This window comes from Planotetraspora silvatica, from assembly GCF_016863315.1.
Classification (GTDB): domain Bacteria; phylum Actinomycetota; class Actinomycetes; order Streptosporangiales; family Streptosporangiaceae; genus Planotetraspora; species Planotetraspora silvatica.
In genome coordinates this window covers 1-13,845 of sequence record NZ_BOOQ01000010.1, presented here as the reverse complement: position 1 = coordinate 13,845, position 13,845 = coordinate 1, and the positions used below count along the sequence as shown (strand labels likewise).

The window sequence follows — 13,845 nt, the reverse complement described above, 5'->3', positions numbered from 1 at the left end:
CCCAGATCATGACGTCTCTCCACGCCAAGGCGGGCAATCCGCCGTGGCGAGTGGGGACGTCCATGTGTTTCTCGCCCATCCGCGACGAGCGGCACGCCGCCGCCCGGGAGCGCTGGACGGCCACCCGCCGACGGCATCGCGTGATCATGGTTGAAGGACCCGAGGTGCAAATGTCGTTCTGGCCGTTGGCGGCCAACGCCCGTTCCGTCGCCAGGGCACGGCGGCTCACCCGCGACCGGTTGGCGGCCTGGGGCATGGAGGAAGTCGCCGACGTCGCCGAGTTGCTCGTCAGCGAACTGGTCACCAACGCCCTGTGCCACGCGCACGGACCGGTCGGACTGACCCTTTCGACCATGGAAGGCCTGCTGCGCTGCGAGGTCGAGGACGCGGGCACGGTGCTGCCGAGCGCGTACTGCGCGGGACACGACGACGAAGGCGGCCGCGGCCTCTGCCTGCTCGACACACTGGCCTGCTGCTGGGGCGGGTCCCGCACCCCCACCGGCAAGGTCATGTGGTTCGAGCTGCCCGCGGGTACCCCCTCCGCTCACTGAGCCACGCGGCGACCTGCGCCCGCGAGTTGAATCCCAGCTTGTTCAAGATGTGCTCGATATGACCTTCGGCCGTGCGCTGTGAGATCACCAGCGCCGCCGCGATCTCCTTGTTGCTGAGTCCCCGTGAGACGAGCTCGGCGATCTCCGTCTCCCTCCGCGTCAGCGGGGCCAGGCGGGCGGCCGGCTCCACCGGCTTCGCGCCGATCGCCTCCTCCTGCAACGCATAGGTGATCACCTCTTCGTACGGCAACGCGGCGCCGTCCTTGACCGCGGCCCGGAAGTCCTGCTCGCCCAGCGCTCGAAGCGTCCGCGCCTCACATTCGTCGTGGTAGCAGGCGAGATGGCCGAATCCCGACAGCGGGGCGCCCAGCACACCCCACACGCCCTTCAGCGCGCCCAGCAGGCGGGCGGCCCGCTCGTACCGCTCCTCGCCCGCGGCGATCCAGGCCAGCGCCTCCAGGCCGATCGCGACTCCGAGCGCGTCGTCGAGCGCGTCGTTGAACCTGAGGCTCTCCTTCTCCAGCACCGCGGCCCGTCGGGAGTCGCCGAGGCGCCAGACCCCGATGCCCATGGCCGCCATCGCGTACGCCCGGTGCCACTTCTCCCCATGGGCCTCACAGATCGCCACGGCCTCCTCGGCGTCGGACACCGCCAGCAGGTCCTCCCCCACGACGGAGTGCACGAGGGACAGCCGGATGAGCGCGAGCGCGAGACCGAGCGGGTCCCCCGCGCATCGCTGCAGATTCACCGCCTCGTGGTGCAGCTTGATCGAGGTCTCGGCCTCGCCCCGGCACGTGGCGACCATGCCCTGGAAGAGGGTGACGTAGGCGAGCAGGCTCTCGGACCCGAGCGTCTCCGCCACGGAGCCGGCCTCCTCGATCAGGGCGGCCGCCGACGGGATGTCCGCCTGGACCAGGGCGACCCAGGCGGCGGCCCACAACGCCCTGCCCCGCTCCTCATCCGGCACCGTGTCCTGTGCCAGGCCCTCCTCCAGCCAGCGCCTGCCCTCTCCGAGGTAGTAGCCGCTGATCCAGTGATAGAGCAGGTCGGTCGTCATCGTGAGGCCCTCGCCGCAGTCGCTCGGGTCGGCGAAGCAGTGCTCCAGGGCGTTGCGCAGGTTGGCGTGTTCAGTGGAAAGACGCAGGAACCAGTCCACCTGCGCGGGACCGAACAGCTCGGCACGCGCGCGGGCGGCCAGGGCCCGGTAATGATCGCAGTGCCGCCGTCGCAGAGCGGACTCCTGACCGGTGGCGGCGAGACGCTCCCTGCCGTACTGCCGGACGGTCTCCAGCAACCGGTAGCGGACCGCCCCATGCTGCTCCTCCCTGGCCAGCACCGACTTGTCCACCAGGCCGGTCACCACGTCGAGGACGTCCCCCCTCGCGATGCCGTCTCCCGAGCACACCTCCTCGGCGGCCTCGAGGTCCAGGCCACCCGCGAACACCGAGATCCGCTGCCACAGGAGCCTCTCCTGTTCCGTGCACAACTCGTAGCTCCAGTCCATCAGCGCACGAAGCGTCCGCTGGCGGGGCAGCGCCACCCTCGACCCCGAGGTGAGCAGGCGGAACCTGTCGTCCAGCCGGGCGAGGACCTGCTCGGCCGACAGGGCGCGCAGCCGCGCCGCGGCGAGTTCGATCGCGAGGGGCAGTCCGTCGAGCCGCCGGCAGATCGCCGCGACGACCTCCTGGTTGTCCGGCGTCACCTCGAAGTACGGAACCACGGCCGCCGCGCGCTCGGCGAACAACTGGATGGCGTCGGACTCCACGAGCGCCTCCGACGCGAGCGGCGAGGCCTCCCGGACCGGCAACGGGGCGAGGTGGAGCGTCTGCTCGCTGGCGATGCCGAGCGGTTGCCTGCTCGTCGCCAGCACGCGCAGGTCGGGAAGGGCCCGGACCAGCGTGTCCACGAGGACGGCGCACTCGATCAGCAGGTGCTCGCAGTTGTCGAGCACGATCAGCGCCTGCCTGTCCGCCAGATGCTCGACGATCAGGTCAGAAGGAGGCATCCGGGAGAAGTCGCGGATCTCCAGACCCTCCGCGATGGTCTGCGCGAGCAGGTCGGCGTCGTCGAGCCCGGCGAGTTCGACCAGCCAGACGCCGTCGGGGAACTGCCGGCGCGCCTCGACGGCCGCTCGCAGCGCCAGCCGCGTCTTGCCGACCCCGCCCACGCCGGTGAGGGTCACGACGCGCGAGCCGGACAGCAGCCTTCGGACCTCGGCCATCTCGTGCCGACGCCCCACGAAACTCGTCACCTCGGCGGGCAGCCCTGAGGGCCGCCGCGTCGAGGCTCCCGGTAGCACCGCGGTCATACCGCTTTCGGCCACCCCGATCCCGAGCGAATTATGCCCTGCCATATTCAGGGTACATTTCTGCCCCAAACCACACCGATCCGGTTTGACCAGGCACTTTCCGCCGCCTAGCGTTAAAAATCATGGCCGGTACGGCGTTCACGCGGCAGGTCGGCAATCTTCCCGCCGACGTCACGAGCTTCGTGGGCCGCAGGCACGAGCTCGCGGAGATCAGGCGGCTGCTGTCCGTCTCGCGCCTGGTGACCCTCACCGGCGTGGGCGGAGTCGGCAAGACCCGGCTCGCCCTGCGCGCCGCCTTCGAGCAGCACCGCGCTTTCGACGAGGTCTGGCTGGCCGACCTGAGCGGGCTCGACGATCCCGCTCTGGTGGGCCAGACGGTCGCGGCGACCGTGGGCCTGCGCGACCAGACCACGGGGTGCCCCGTGCGGGCGCTGTCGGAATTCCTCTCCACCCGCCGGACGTTGCTCGTTCTCGACAACTGCGAGCACCTGCTCGACGCCGTGGCCACGCTCGCCGACACCCTCCTGCGCGGCATCCCCGAGCTCCGGATCCTCACGACGAGCCGGCAGTCACTCGGGATCACGGGTGAACGTGTCATGCGGGTCGCTCCGCTCCCCGTGCCCGAGTCCGACGGCGCCCGGACGCTGAAGGCCCTGGAGCGCTACGACGCGGTCACCCTCTTCACCGAGCGCGCGGCGGCCGTCCTGCCCGGGTTCGCGCTCGACGACGGCAACCGCGAGGCGGTGGCCACCCTGTGCCGCCGGCTGGACGGCATCCCTCTCGCGATCGAGCTCGCCGCCGTCCGGCTGCGGACGTTGTCGGTGGACGGGCTCGTCGAGCGCCTCGACGACCGCTACCGCTGGCTCACCGGCGGGAGCCGTACGGCGGTGCCGCGCCAGCGGACGTTGCACGCTCTGATCGACTGGAGCTTCCAGTTGTTGTCGCCCGCCGAGCGGACGTTGTGGACGCGAATGTCGATCTTCCCGGGCCATTTCGATCTCGAAGCCGCCGAGGCCGTCTGCTCGGGCGACGGCATCGCCCGCGAGGACGTCCTCGACCTCCTCGACGCCGTGGTGGACAAGTCGCTGCTGCTCAGGGAGGAGCACGCGGGTGACGTCAGATACCGCATGCTGGAGACCCTGCGCGAGTTCGCCAGGACCCGGGAGCCCGGCCCGGACGAACGCCGGACACTGGCGCGCCGGCACCGGGACTTCTACCTCCGGCTCACCGGCCAGGCGGCCGCCGAGTGGTTCGGACCCCGGCAGGTCGCCTGGTTCAGCCGGCTCAGGCAGGAGCAGGCCAACCTCCGGGCCGCGCTGGAGTTCTGCCTGCGGGAGCCCGGAGAGGCCGCGATCGGACTCCGCATGGCCACGGACCTGCACCGGCCTCACTGGCTTCCCAACTCGCTGTTCATCCAGGGCCGCCACTGGATCGGCCGCATGCTGGACGCGGAGCCTGACCGCACCGCCGCCCGCGCTCACGCGTTGTGCACATCGGCATGGCTGGCGTTCACCCAGGGGGACGCCCCGGCGGGCGAGCCGCTGCTGGCAGAGGCCCGGGACCTGGCCCGCGAGCTGGACGATCCGGTGAGCCTGTCCCAGGTGTGCCTGGTCTCCGGCAAGGCGGCACACAACCGCGGCGACTTCGAGCAGGCGGTTCCGCTGCTCGAGGAGGCCGTCACCCTGCTCACCGCCGCGGGCGACGGCTTCGCGGTCGCGATCGCGCTGCTCGCCCTGGCGGACGCGACCGGCTGCCTCGGGGACCGGGCACGCGCGGGAGAACTGTTCGAGCGGGGGCTCGCGTTGTCCGCCGACCGCGAGGAGAGCTGGTGCCGCGCCTGGACCCTGGCGATATTCGCCATCCACCTGTGGCGGCAGGGCGACAACGAACGCGCCACGGCGGCAGCGCGCGAGGGCCTGCTGCTCGGCAGGGCGTTCGACGACAGGCTGAGCCTGGCGACGGCCGTCGAGGTCCTGGCCTGGATCCTCTCCGCGGAGGGGCACCACACGAAGGCGGCCCACCTGCTCGGGGCGGCCGACGCCATCGCCCGCACGGTCGGGGTCTCCACGCTGCGGATGGGAAGGTACGTCGAGCAGCACCAGGAGTGCGTCGCCGTCCTCGAGAACCAACTCGGTGCCAAGAGGCTCGCCCGCGCGATGCTGCAGGGCGGGCGGCTGACTCTGGACGAGGCCGTCGCGGAGGCGCTCGGGGCCGAACCGGCGAGTGAGGAGGCGGGGGCGACCGCCTCGGCGGCGTCGCCGCTGACCGCGCGCGAGCTGGAGATCGCCGAACTGATCTCCCAGGGCCTGAGCAACAAGGAGATCGCCGCCGCCCTCGTGGTCGCCCAGCGGACGGCGGAGGGCCACGTCGAGCACATCCTGGCCAAGCTGGGCTACACCTCACGCGCCCAGATCGCGGCGTGGATGACAGCCCAAAAAGCCGAACAAGACACCACCTGACCTCCCCACGGCCCCCACCCCTTGGCCGTGATCATGCACAGGTTCGGCAACGTACGGGCTGACCTGCCCCAACACCCGGCGTGATCATGCACAGGTTCTTCCATACATCGCGCGACCTGCGCGAACACCGTTCGTGATCATGCACAGGTTCTGGCAGGCACGGTGTGACGTGCACAAACACCCAGCGTGATCATGCACGCATAAGGCTCCGTACGGTGCGTCCCGACCGAACGCCCGGCGCACTCGCCCACCCGCACCCACCCCCAGGCAGGTCCACCTGGTGGGCGGCGGCGCGCGCAACGCCCTGCTGTGCAAGATGACCGCGGACGCCACCGGCCTGCCCGTCACCGACATCCGCGATCTCGTACGGCGAAGCGAGCAGCCGGTCACCTACCTGCCGAGGGGCGCCCAGGATGCCTGGACCCGCGCCGGCGCCCGGTTGCCCGCGGACTGATCCAGGCGGGACTGATCCGGGCCGGACTGATCCGAGCCGGACTGATCCGAGCCGGACTGATCCGAGCAGGCCGATCCGAGCGGGCCGAGCCGGGCACGACCCGGGCCGGACTGATCCGGGCAGGCCGACCGCCTCAGGACGAGCCGAGCTTCTGCAGCAACCGCTCGCGTCTGGCCTCGAGCGTCTCGATCAACGACTCCTGCTGCTCCGCGTTGGTGATCACCATCGCGATCTCGGCGGCGTCCGTCGGGGCGTCCCAGCGCTCGCCGATCTCCCGCCGGATGTCCGCGGCGCTCGCCCGAAGCCTGGCCAGCTCCGCCTCCAATTCCTTCAGCTGCTCCCTGATCTCGGCGTCGTCCATCGTCTTACCGTCCTTGTCGGTTCGGGCCGTACCACCGGCCTATTCCGCGAGAGCGCCCGGTTAATCAAGGTGATCAAGGCAATCGCGGCAATCAAGGCGAAGGCCGCCCGTACATCCCCCGGCAGGCGACGGCTCATCGGCCGAGGGTCACGTGTCCCTCGGCGACGTGCCAGTAGTCGCGCGACTCCACGGCGAGCCCGGCCGCGTCGAACCGGACGATCACGCAGCCGGCCAGCGTCACCGGCCTGCCGTCCTCGGACGACAGGACGACGAACTCGGCCACCGCCGTGTCCCCGTCGACGAGCGGCTCACCGAAGCGGACGCTCTCGACCCGCTCGTTCTCGAACGACCAGCGGACGTAGTCGGCGAGCTTCGCCCGACCACGATGGACCGGACGGAACGGCATCGAGCGATGCTCGCAGCCCTCGGCGTACAAGGACACGATCAGCTCGACATCGTGCGCCGCCCAGCCCCGTTCCCACGTGCGGGCGAAGCGGCCTGCGGCCTCCCTGGTGTCCACGGCGCCGGCCTCCGGTTACGAGAACGAACCGATGTACGCGGTGGTGTTGGACGAGCGGGCGGCCTGCGCCGCGGTCAGGCGGGTCGCCAGGTAGGGCGGCATGATCGAGGCGGCCTCCTCCGCGGTGAAGAAGCCGTACCCGTCGAGTTCCTCCGCCTGCAGGACGATGCTGTTGCCGTCGACCACCGTGCCGCAGTCGAACAGGAAATGGACGAGCGGCAGGGGGCGCTCCTCGATCGGGGGCACCCAGTGAACGACCAACAGGCGGCCCACCGGTGGCTCCAGGCCGAGCTCCTCGAGCACCTCACGCGCACAGGCGACGTCCGGCGACTCGCCCTCGTCGACGTGACCACCCGGCCAGCCCCAGTGATCGCGGTAGTTGGGCTTGACCAGCAGGACACGGCCGGAGGGGTCGGTGATGAATCCGGCCGCGGCCGCCACCACCTTGCTCAGCCCGGCGTAGAAGACATCCGCGGGGATCACGACGACGCCTGGCCGGAGAAGAAGCACATGGCAGGAGCCTAGCCGGGGTTCCCCGAGGGCGGCCTCAGGGACGTCCCCTAGATCTCGAGCACGAGAGTAATACGCCGGTCGCAGGACGTCTGATCTGGTCAACGAGCCCGATGTGCACGCCTTGATCGATTTCTACGGTTGAGACATCCACTGAGGGAGAGAGCATGAGACGCCGGAAGAACCTCGCCGCCTCGATCGGCGGCTGGAGTGCCCGCCATCGATGGTCGGCTCTGTTGATCTGGATCGCTTTCGTCGCCGCGGCGACGTTCCTGGGCAGTGCCGTGGGCACGGCCGAGATGAAGAATTACGAGAGCTCCAACGGGGACTCACGACTAGCCGAGCAGATCTTGGACGGCGCGGCCTACAAGGACGTCGCCGGCGAGATCGTGCTGGTGCAGTCGCGCACCGGGACCCTCACCACCGGCGACCCCGCGTTCCGCGAGGCCGTCATGGGCGTGAAGAGTGCGGTCGAGGCCACCGGCCAGGTCGAGAACGTGCGCACGCCGTACGACAAGGAACCCTCACCCGTCACCCCTGACCAGCGCACGACCCTGGTCCAGTTCGACATGAAGGGCGACGCGGGGACCGCCGGCGAGCGGATCCAGCCGGTGCTCGACGCGGTCGCGGGCGTGCAGCGGGCTCATCCGGACCTCCGGGTCGAGGAGGCCGGCGGGGCGAGCGCCGACAAGCTGATCGGCGAGGCGATCGACAAGGACTTCGTGCGGGCCGAGCAGCTCTCGCTGCCGATCACCATCGGCATCCTGCTCGCCGCGTTCGGCGCGTTGCTGGCCGCTCTGGTCCCGGTCGCCCTGGCGATGACGGCGATCTTCTCGGCCACCGGGCTGCTGGCGCTCACCAGCCAGCTTCTGCACGTCGACTCGGCGACCAGCAACGTGATGTTGCTCATCGGCCTGGCGGTCGGCGTCGACTACAGCCTCTTCTACGTCATGCGGCAGCGCGAGGAGAGAGCGAAGGGCCGCGACAAGCGCAGGGCCATCGAGATCGCCGCCGCCACGTCCGGCAGGGCCGTCCTCATCTCCGGCATCACCGTCATCGTGGCGATGGCCGGGATGTTCCTGACGGGCAACGGCATCTTCATGGGCTTCGCCGAGGGCACGATCCTCGTGGTCCTGACGGCCGTCGTCGGCTCCCTGACCGCCCTGCCCGCGCTGCTCTCGCTGATCGGCGACAAGATCGACGCCCGGTTGATCCACGGCACCGTACGGACCGTCACCAGGGGAAGGGTCGGCTGGCGGCGCGTCCTCGGGGTCCGCGGAGGCGAGAGCAGGTTCTGGGGCGCGATCATCGGGCCGGTCCTGCGCCATCCGATCATCTCCGTGGTCCTCGCCGGCGGTCTCCTCGTCGCGCTCGCGATCCCCGCGTTCAGCCTCAAAACCGGCGCGCAGACCATCGACGACCTGCAGGGCAACTACTCGATCGCCGAGACCTTCAAGCGGATCGACAAGGCCTTCCCGGGCGGGAACGAGCCCGCGGTGGTCGTCGTCAAGGCCGCCGACGTGACGACCCCCCAGTTCACCGCCTCGATCGAGGAGTTCAAGAAGCGGGCGCTGGCGACGGGCGAGGCGAACGAGCCGATCAGCGTACGGATAAATCCGGATAAGACGGTGGCCCAGATCACCATCGGCATCAAAGGCGCCGGGATGGACGCGGTCTCGGAGCACGCGGTCCACACCCTGCGCGAAGAGGTCATCCCCGCCACGCTTCCCGGAGCGCACGTCACCGGCAGCACGGCCGGCTCGATGGACTTCGACGAGCAGCTTCGCCGGACGATCCCGCTGGTGTTCGGCTTCGTGCTGCTGCTGGCCTTCGTCCTGCTGCTGATCTCGTTCCGCTCGCTGGTCGTCGCGATCAAGGCCATCCTGCTCAACCTGCTGTCCGTCGCGGCGGCGTACGGCGTGCTCGTGCTGGTCTTCCAGAGGGGGTACGGCGAGAGCCTGCTCGGTTTCACCTCCACCGGGATGATCACCAACTGGCTGCCCCTGTTCCTGTTCGTGATCCTCTTCGGCCTGTCGATGGACTACCACGTCTTCATCCTCAGCCGGATCCGGGAGTCCTACGACAGGGGCATGCGCACCGAGGACGCGATCGCCTCCGGCATCAAGAGCACCGCCGCCGTGGTCACGAGCGCGGCGCTCATCATGGTGGCGGTGTTCGCGACCTTCGCCACGCTGTCGCTCCTGACGTTCATGCAGATGGGCATAGGCCTGGCGGCCGCGATCCTGATCGACGCGACGATCGTGCGAGCGGTCCTGCTGCCGGCGACGATGAAACTGCTGGGTGACTGGAACTGGTACCTGCCGCGCTGGCTCGGCTGGCTGCCTCAGCTCTCCCACGGCGATCACGACGACGAGGACGGCGATGACGACGGCGACGGCGTCCGGGAGGACCGGGTTCCCGCCCTCGTCGGCTGACAGTTCAGCTGACAGTTCAGCTGCCAGTACGGCTGACGGCGCGACCGGCAGCACGACCGGCAGCACGGCTTGCGCCTGGAGGTCCACCAGATGGACGCCCCAGGCGCAAGCCGTACATATCGGTAAAATCCCCAGCTATGGGACGAAGCGGTGGAACACGCAAACCCCTGATCTTCTGGGCCGCCGGCGTCGTCGCCTACATGATCGCGGTGTTCCACCGGCAGTCCCTCGGCGTCACGGGCATCGACGCCTCGGCCCGCTTCGGGGTCGGTGCGACCGGTCTGTCCGTCCTCGCCATGGTGCAACTGCTGGTCTACGCGGCGATGCAGATCCCGGTCGGGATTCTGGTCGACCGGCTGGGATCCAAACGCATGCTGCTCGTCGGAGCGTCGGTGATGGCGCTCGGCCAGCTCGTCTTCGCTCTGGCGACGAACCTGCCCGGAGCCGCCGCCGGCCGGATCCTCATCGGCTGCGGCGACGCGATGACGTTCATCAGCGTGATCCGGATCGTCAGCGTGTGGTTCCCGCCGCGGCGCAATCCCGTGATCGTGCAGATCACCGGGCTACTCGGCCAACTGGGCGCGGTCGCCTCGGCCGTGCCGCTGATCACGTCCCTGCACGCCAACGGCTGGACACCTACCTTTCTCGGCGCCGCCGCGCTCGGCCTGGTCTCTCTCATCGTGGTCGGCGCGGCGTTGCGCGACCGGCCCCCTGCGATGGAGACGGCCGCGCCCGCCATGCGGGCCGCGTGGGCCGAGCCGGGCACCCGGCTCGGGATGTGGACGCACGCCGCCACCCAGTCCTCGGCCGCGGCCTTCACGATCCTGTGGGGCTACCCGTTCCTGGTCCAGGGCCAGGGGTTGGCTCCGCGGACGGCGGGACTGCTGCTGACCACGATCACCGTGCTGTCGATGTTCTGCGGACCTTTGCTCGGCTTCCTCGCCGGGCGGTTCCCGCTACGGCGGTCCTGGATGGTGCTGACCGTCATCGGCAGCACGGCGGGAGCCTGGACACTCGTCCTCCTGTGGCCGGCCCCCGTGCCTCTGTGGCTGCTCGTGCTGCTCATGGTCACGCTCGCGACGAACGGCCCCGGCTCGATGATCGGATTCGACTACGCGCGGACCTTCAACCCGGCCGAGCGGATCGGCGTCGCCACCGGCATCGTCAACGGCGGCGGCTTCGTCGCCTCCATGTCGGTGATCGCCCTGATCGGCATCTCGATGGATCTTCAGGGCGATTACCGCTGGGCGTTCGCCGTGCAGTACCCCGTGTGGATCCTCGGCGCCGTCCAGGTCCTCCGTTACCGCACGCGGGCCCGCCGCCTGCCGCGCCTGCGGCCGGCGACGAGCAACGCTTGAGCTGAACACCCGAGCTGAACACCCGAGGCTCCTGTCACGGGCCGGCCAGTCGGGAGCCGACCTGTGCGCTGGACCCGTCACGAGCGGTAGCTGTTCACGAGCGATGACTGTCCACGAGCCGCGACCGTTCACCAGCGGTGACTGTTCACCAGCGCTGGTCCCTCACGAGTGCTGGTCACCTCGGAGGTGCCGCGCCGCGCTGACGAGGTTGGTGAGCGCCGCCTCAACCTGTTCGTACGTCCGGGTCTTCAGCCCGCAGTCCGGATTGACCCAGACCCGGTCGGCGGGCAACACCCGCAAGGCCGCCTTCAGCGCGACCTCGATCTCCCAGGTGCTCGGCACCCGCGGCGAATGGATGTCGTACACCCCCGGGCCAAGCCCCCGTTCGAAGTCGCCGATCGCCGCCTCGTCGAGGATCCGCGCACCCGAACGCGCCGACTCGATGGTCGTGACGTCGGCGTCGAGGGCGTCGATCGCGTCAAGGATCTGGTCGGCGTCGGAATAGCACAGGTGTGTGTGGATCTGTGTGCGGTCGCCCGCGCCGGATGTGGCCCTGCGGTAGGCCGCCACGGCCCACTCCAGGTAGGCGTCCTGGTCCTCACGGCGCAGCGGCATGAGCTCACGCAGCGCCGGCTCGTCGACCTGGATGACCCGCACGCCCGCGGCCTCGAGGTCGCTCACCTCGTCCCCGATGGCGTCGGCGACCTGGAACACCACGTCCCGCAGGGGCAGGTCGTCACGGACGAACGACCAGGCGACGATCGTCACCGGGCCCGTCAGCATGCCCTTGACCGGTTTATCCGTCAGAGACTGCGCATGGCGTGCCCACCGCACGGTGATCGGCTCCGGACGCCGGACATCGCCGTGAAGAATCGGCGGCCGCGTGCAGCGCGAGCCGTACGACTGCACCCAGCCGTTGCGGGTGACCGCGAAACCGTCGAGATGCTCGGCGAAGTACTGCACCATGTCGTTGCGCTCCGGCTCGCCGTGGACGAGCACGTCGAGTCCGAGCCGCTCCTGCAGGGCGACGACGCGGGCGATCTCGGCACGGACGAGGTCGTCGTAGGCCGCCTCGCCCAGCTCGCCCGCCGCCAGCGCCGCCCTGGCTCCGCGCAGCTCGCCGGTCTGCGGGAACGAGCCGATCGTGGTGACCGGGAGCGAGGGCAGGCGCAGGTGCTCGGCCTGTGCCGCCGCCCGGACCGCGTACGGGCTCCTGACCGGCACTTCGCCCGGTACCCGTGCGGTCGCCTGGTCCGGTACCAGTTCCGCTGCTTGGCCCGGTACCGGTGCCGGCGCTTGGTCCGGCTGTGCGGAGCCCACCACCGCAGCCTTCGCCTGCGTGCCTATGGCGGGTGTGGAGATCGGGCCGGTCGGATCGGCGGCCAGGAGAGCGGCCAGCTCGACCACCTCGGCGACCTTCTGGTCCGCGAACGCCAGTCGCCGCCGGACGGCGGGATCGAGGCCCGGCTCCAGATCCAGGTCGTACGGCACATGCAGGAGCGAGCAGGACGTGCTCACGACGACGTGCCCGGCCAGCTCGCGTACAGCGCGGAGCGTGGCCAATGCCTGTTCCTGGTCGGTGCGCCACACGTCACGGCCCGACACCACGCCCGCGACCACTGTCTTCCCCGCGAGCACGGTCTTTTGAGCAAGCACGCTCTCCCCGGCCAGGGCGGCCCCCCCGGCGTGCGCAGTCTCCCCGGCGTGCGCGGTCTCCCCGGCGTGCGCCGTCTTGTCCACGAGCGATGCGAGGCCGGAGGCACTGCCGGCCACCAGATCGAGACCGATGGCCTCGACCGGCGTGGCCGCGAGGACCGGCAGGGCGTCGCCGAGATCGCCGAAGTACGAGGCGACGAACAGAGCAGGTCTGTCGGTCAGGTTCCCCAGCCATTCGTAGGCGGTCGCGACGGCGGCCAGTTCCTCGCCGGTTCTGTCGGTCACGAGGGCCGGCTCGTCCAGCTGGACCCAGTCGACGCCCTCCGCGGCGAGCTCCGCCAGCAGCCGCTCATAGACCCCGAGCACATCGGTCAGCCGGTCCAGCGGGGCGAATCCGGCCGGCCCGCTCGGGGCGGCCTGCGACAGCAGGAGGAAGGTGACCGGGCCGACCAGCACCGGCCGCGTCTCCAGGCCCAGCCCACGGGCCTCCCGCACCTCGGAAAGCGGCTTGGCGGCATCGAGCCGGAAGGCGGTGTCCGGCCCGATCTCAGGGACGATGTAGTGATAGTTCGTGTCGAACCACTTCGTCATCCGCAGCGGCGCGATTCCCTCCGCGCCTCGAGCCATCGCGAAGTAGGCATCCTCACCCGTGCCGCCGCGATACCGATCAGGTACGGCGCCGAGCAGCACGGCCGTGTCGAGCATCTGGTCATAGAGCGAGAATGTGCCGGAGGGCAGCGCACCCAGGCCGAGCCCGTCGAGCCGCCGCCAGGTCTCCTCTCGCAGCCGCTGTCCCGTGTTTTCAAGGTCCTGGTACGTCGAGCGGCCGTCCCAGTACGACTCCAATGCGCGCTTCAGCTCCCGGTGAGGCCCGATCCTCGGATAGCCGAGCACTGTGGAGGCGGGAAAGGTCGGCGGACGCGCGGTCATGGTGGCTCCCTTGGCCGTTCAGGGTTCGGACGGACGCATCCTGCCCACCCGCGGCATTCGATCGCTTGGTCCATAAGCACGTGTTATGGATCTCCCTTGCGCGTGACTCATCGCGCCGCAACTCTCGTCCCGAGGCATGCGTGGACGCCCCACGGGGGCGACATGAGCGCACGGGAGCGGCTCACCGGCCGGTCAGCGCGGCGAAGCGGGCCCGGCAGCGGCCACTCCAGCGATCATGTTCTCTTCGGACGATTCGCGTAGGGGTTGAGGTAGGTGAAGGCCCAGCGGTCTGTGCCGCGTTGG

The 13,845-nt window shown here is 70.0% G+C and carries 9 protein-coding genes and 1 pseudogene; 5 read left to right on the top strand and 5 right to left on the bottom strand.

Features of this window, described 5'->3' with window-relative positions:
• Positions 1-8: 8 nt before the first annotated feature.
• The gene (locus tag Psi02_RS09325; protein ID WP_203973064.1) at positions 9-551 is read left to right on the top strand and encodes an ATP-binding protein; all 543 of its coding nucleotides are present in this window, start codon (positions 9-11) and stop codon (positions 549-551) included.
• Here the strand turns inward: Psi02_RS09325 and Psi02_RS09320 are convergent.
• Positions 508-2,859, bottom strand: coding sequence for an ATP-binding protein (locus tag Psi02_RS09320; protein WP_203973063.1), 2,352 nt, complete (start codon positions 2,857-2,859; stop codon positions 508-510). The two genes, Psi02_RS09325 and Psi02_RS09320, sit on opposite strands and share 44 nt — an antisense overlap.
• Before the next feature lie 122 nt (positions 2,860-2,981).
• Between Psi02_RS09320 and Psi02_RS09315 the strand changes: the two genes are divergently transcribed.
• On the top strand, positions 2,982-5,318 hold the full coding sequence (locus Psi02_RS09315) for an ATP-binding protein (protein ID WP_203973062.1): 2,337 nt from the start codon (positions 2,982-2,984) through the stop codon (positions 5,316-5,318).
• Positions 5,319-5,592: 274 nt separating this feature from the next.
• Positions 5,593-5,772, top strand: a pseudogene (locus Psi02_RS09310) (FGGY-family carbohydrate kinase); the annotation flags it as partial.
• Between the two features lie 133 nt (positions 5,773-5,905).
• Here the strand turns inward: Psi02_RS09310 and Psi02_RS09305 are convergent.
• The 3 genes from Psi02_RS09305 to Psi02_RS09295 all read right to left on the bottom strand — a co-directional run bounded on the left by Psi02_RS09305 (position 5,906) and on the right by Psi02_RS09295 (position 7,163).
• The gene (locus Psi02_RS09305; protein ID WP_203973061.1) at positions 5,906-6,133 is read right to left on the bottom strand and encodes a hypothetical protein; all 228 of its coding nucleotides are present in this window, start codon (positions 6,131-6,133) and stop codon (positions 5,906-5,908) included.
• A 133-nt stretch (positions 6,134-6,266) separates the two neighbouring features.
• Positions 6,267-6,653 carry a nuclear transport factor 2 family protein gene (locus Psi02_RS09300; protein ID WP_203973060.1) on the bottom strand — a complete coding sequence of 129 codons (387 nt, stop codon included), beginning with the start codon at positions 6,651-6,653 and terminating at the stop codon, positions 6,267-6,269.
• A gap of 15 nt (positions 6,654-6,668) precedes the next feature.
• Positions 6,669-7,163, bottom strand: a complete 495-nt coding sequence (locus Psi02_RS09295; protein ID WP_239094748.1) for an NUDIX domain-containing protein — start codon at positions 7,161-7,163, stop codon at positions 6,669-6,671.
• A gap of 167 nt (positions 7,164-7,330) precedes the next feature.
• Here Psi02_RS09295 and Psi02_RS09290 point away from each other — a divergent pair, with 167 nt between their 5' ends.
• Together Psi02_RS09290 and Psi02_RS09285 are read left to right on the top strand one after the other, a co-directional pair.
• Positions 7,331-9,598: an MMPL family transporter gene (locus Psi02_RS09290; RefSeq protein ID WP_203973059.1), complete on the top strand. Its 2,268-nt coding sequence runs from the start codon at positions 7,331-7,333 to the stop codon at positions 9,596-9,598.
• Positions 9,599-9,735: 137 nt separating this feature from the next.
• Positions 9,736-10,956 carry an MFS transporter gene (locus Psi02_RS09285; protein WP_239094747.1) on the top strand — a complete coding sequence of 407 codons (1,221 nt, stop codon included), beginning with the start codon at positions 9,736-9,738 and terminating at the stop codon, positions 10,954-10,956.
• 162 nt (positions 10,957-11,118) lie between these two features.
• On the opposite strand, the gene metE is transcribed toward Psi02_RS09285, so the two are convergent.
• The gene (gene metE / locus Psi02_RS09280; protein ID WP_203973058.1) at positions 11,119-13,542 is read right to left on the bottom strand and encodes a 5-methyltetrahydropteroyltriglutamate--homocysteine S-methyltransferase; all 2,424 of its coding nucleotides are present in this window, start codon (positions 13,540-13,542) and stop codon (positions 11,119-11,121) included.
• Positions 13,543-13,845: the final 303 nt, after the last annotated feature.

What these genes read in the sequence shown, in the direction of transcription:
- Psi02_RS09325 (WP_203973064.1), top strand. Translation starts at nt 9, where the DNA reads ATGACGTCTCTCCACGCCAAGGCGGGCAATCCGCCGTGGCGAGTGGGG.
- Psi02_RS09320 (WP_203973063.1), bottom strand. Translation starts at nt 2,859, where the DNA reads ATGACCGCGGTGCTACCGGGAGCCTCGACGCGGCGGCCCTCAGGGCTG.
- Psi02_RS09315 (WP_203973062.1), top strand. Translation starts at nt 2,982, where the DNA reads ATGGCCGGTACGGCGTTCACGCGGCAGGTCGGCAATCTTCCCGCCGAC.
- Psi02_RS09305 (WP_203973061.1), bottom strand. Translation starts at nt 6,133, where the DNA reads ATGGACGACGCCGAGATCAGGGAGCAGCTGAAGGAATTGGAGGCGGAG.
- Psi02_RS09290 (WP_203973059.1), top strand. Translation starts at nt 7,331, where the DNA reads ATGAGACGCCGGAAGAACCTCGCCGCCTCGATCGGCGGCTGGAGTGCC.
- Psi02_RS09285 (WP_239094747.1), top strand. Translation starts at nt 9,736, where the DNA reads ATGGGACGAAGCGGTGGAACACGCAAACCCCTGATCTTCTGGGCCGCC.
- metE (WP_203973058.1), bottom strand. Translation starts at nt 13,542, where the DNA reads ATGACCGCGCGTCCGCCGACCTTTCCCGCCTCCACAGTGCTCGGCTAT.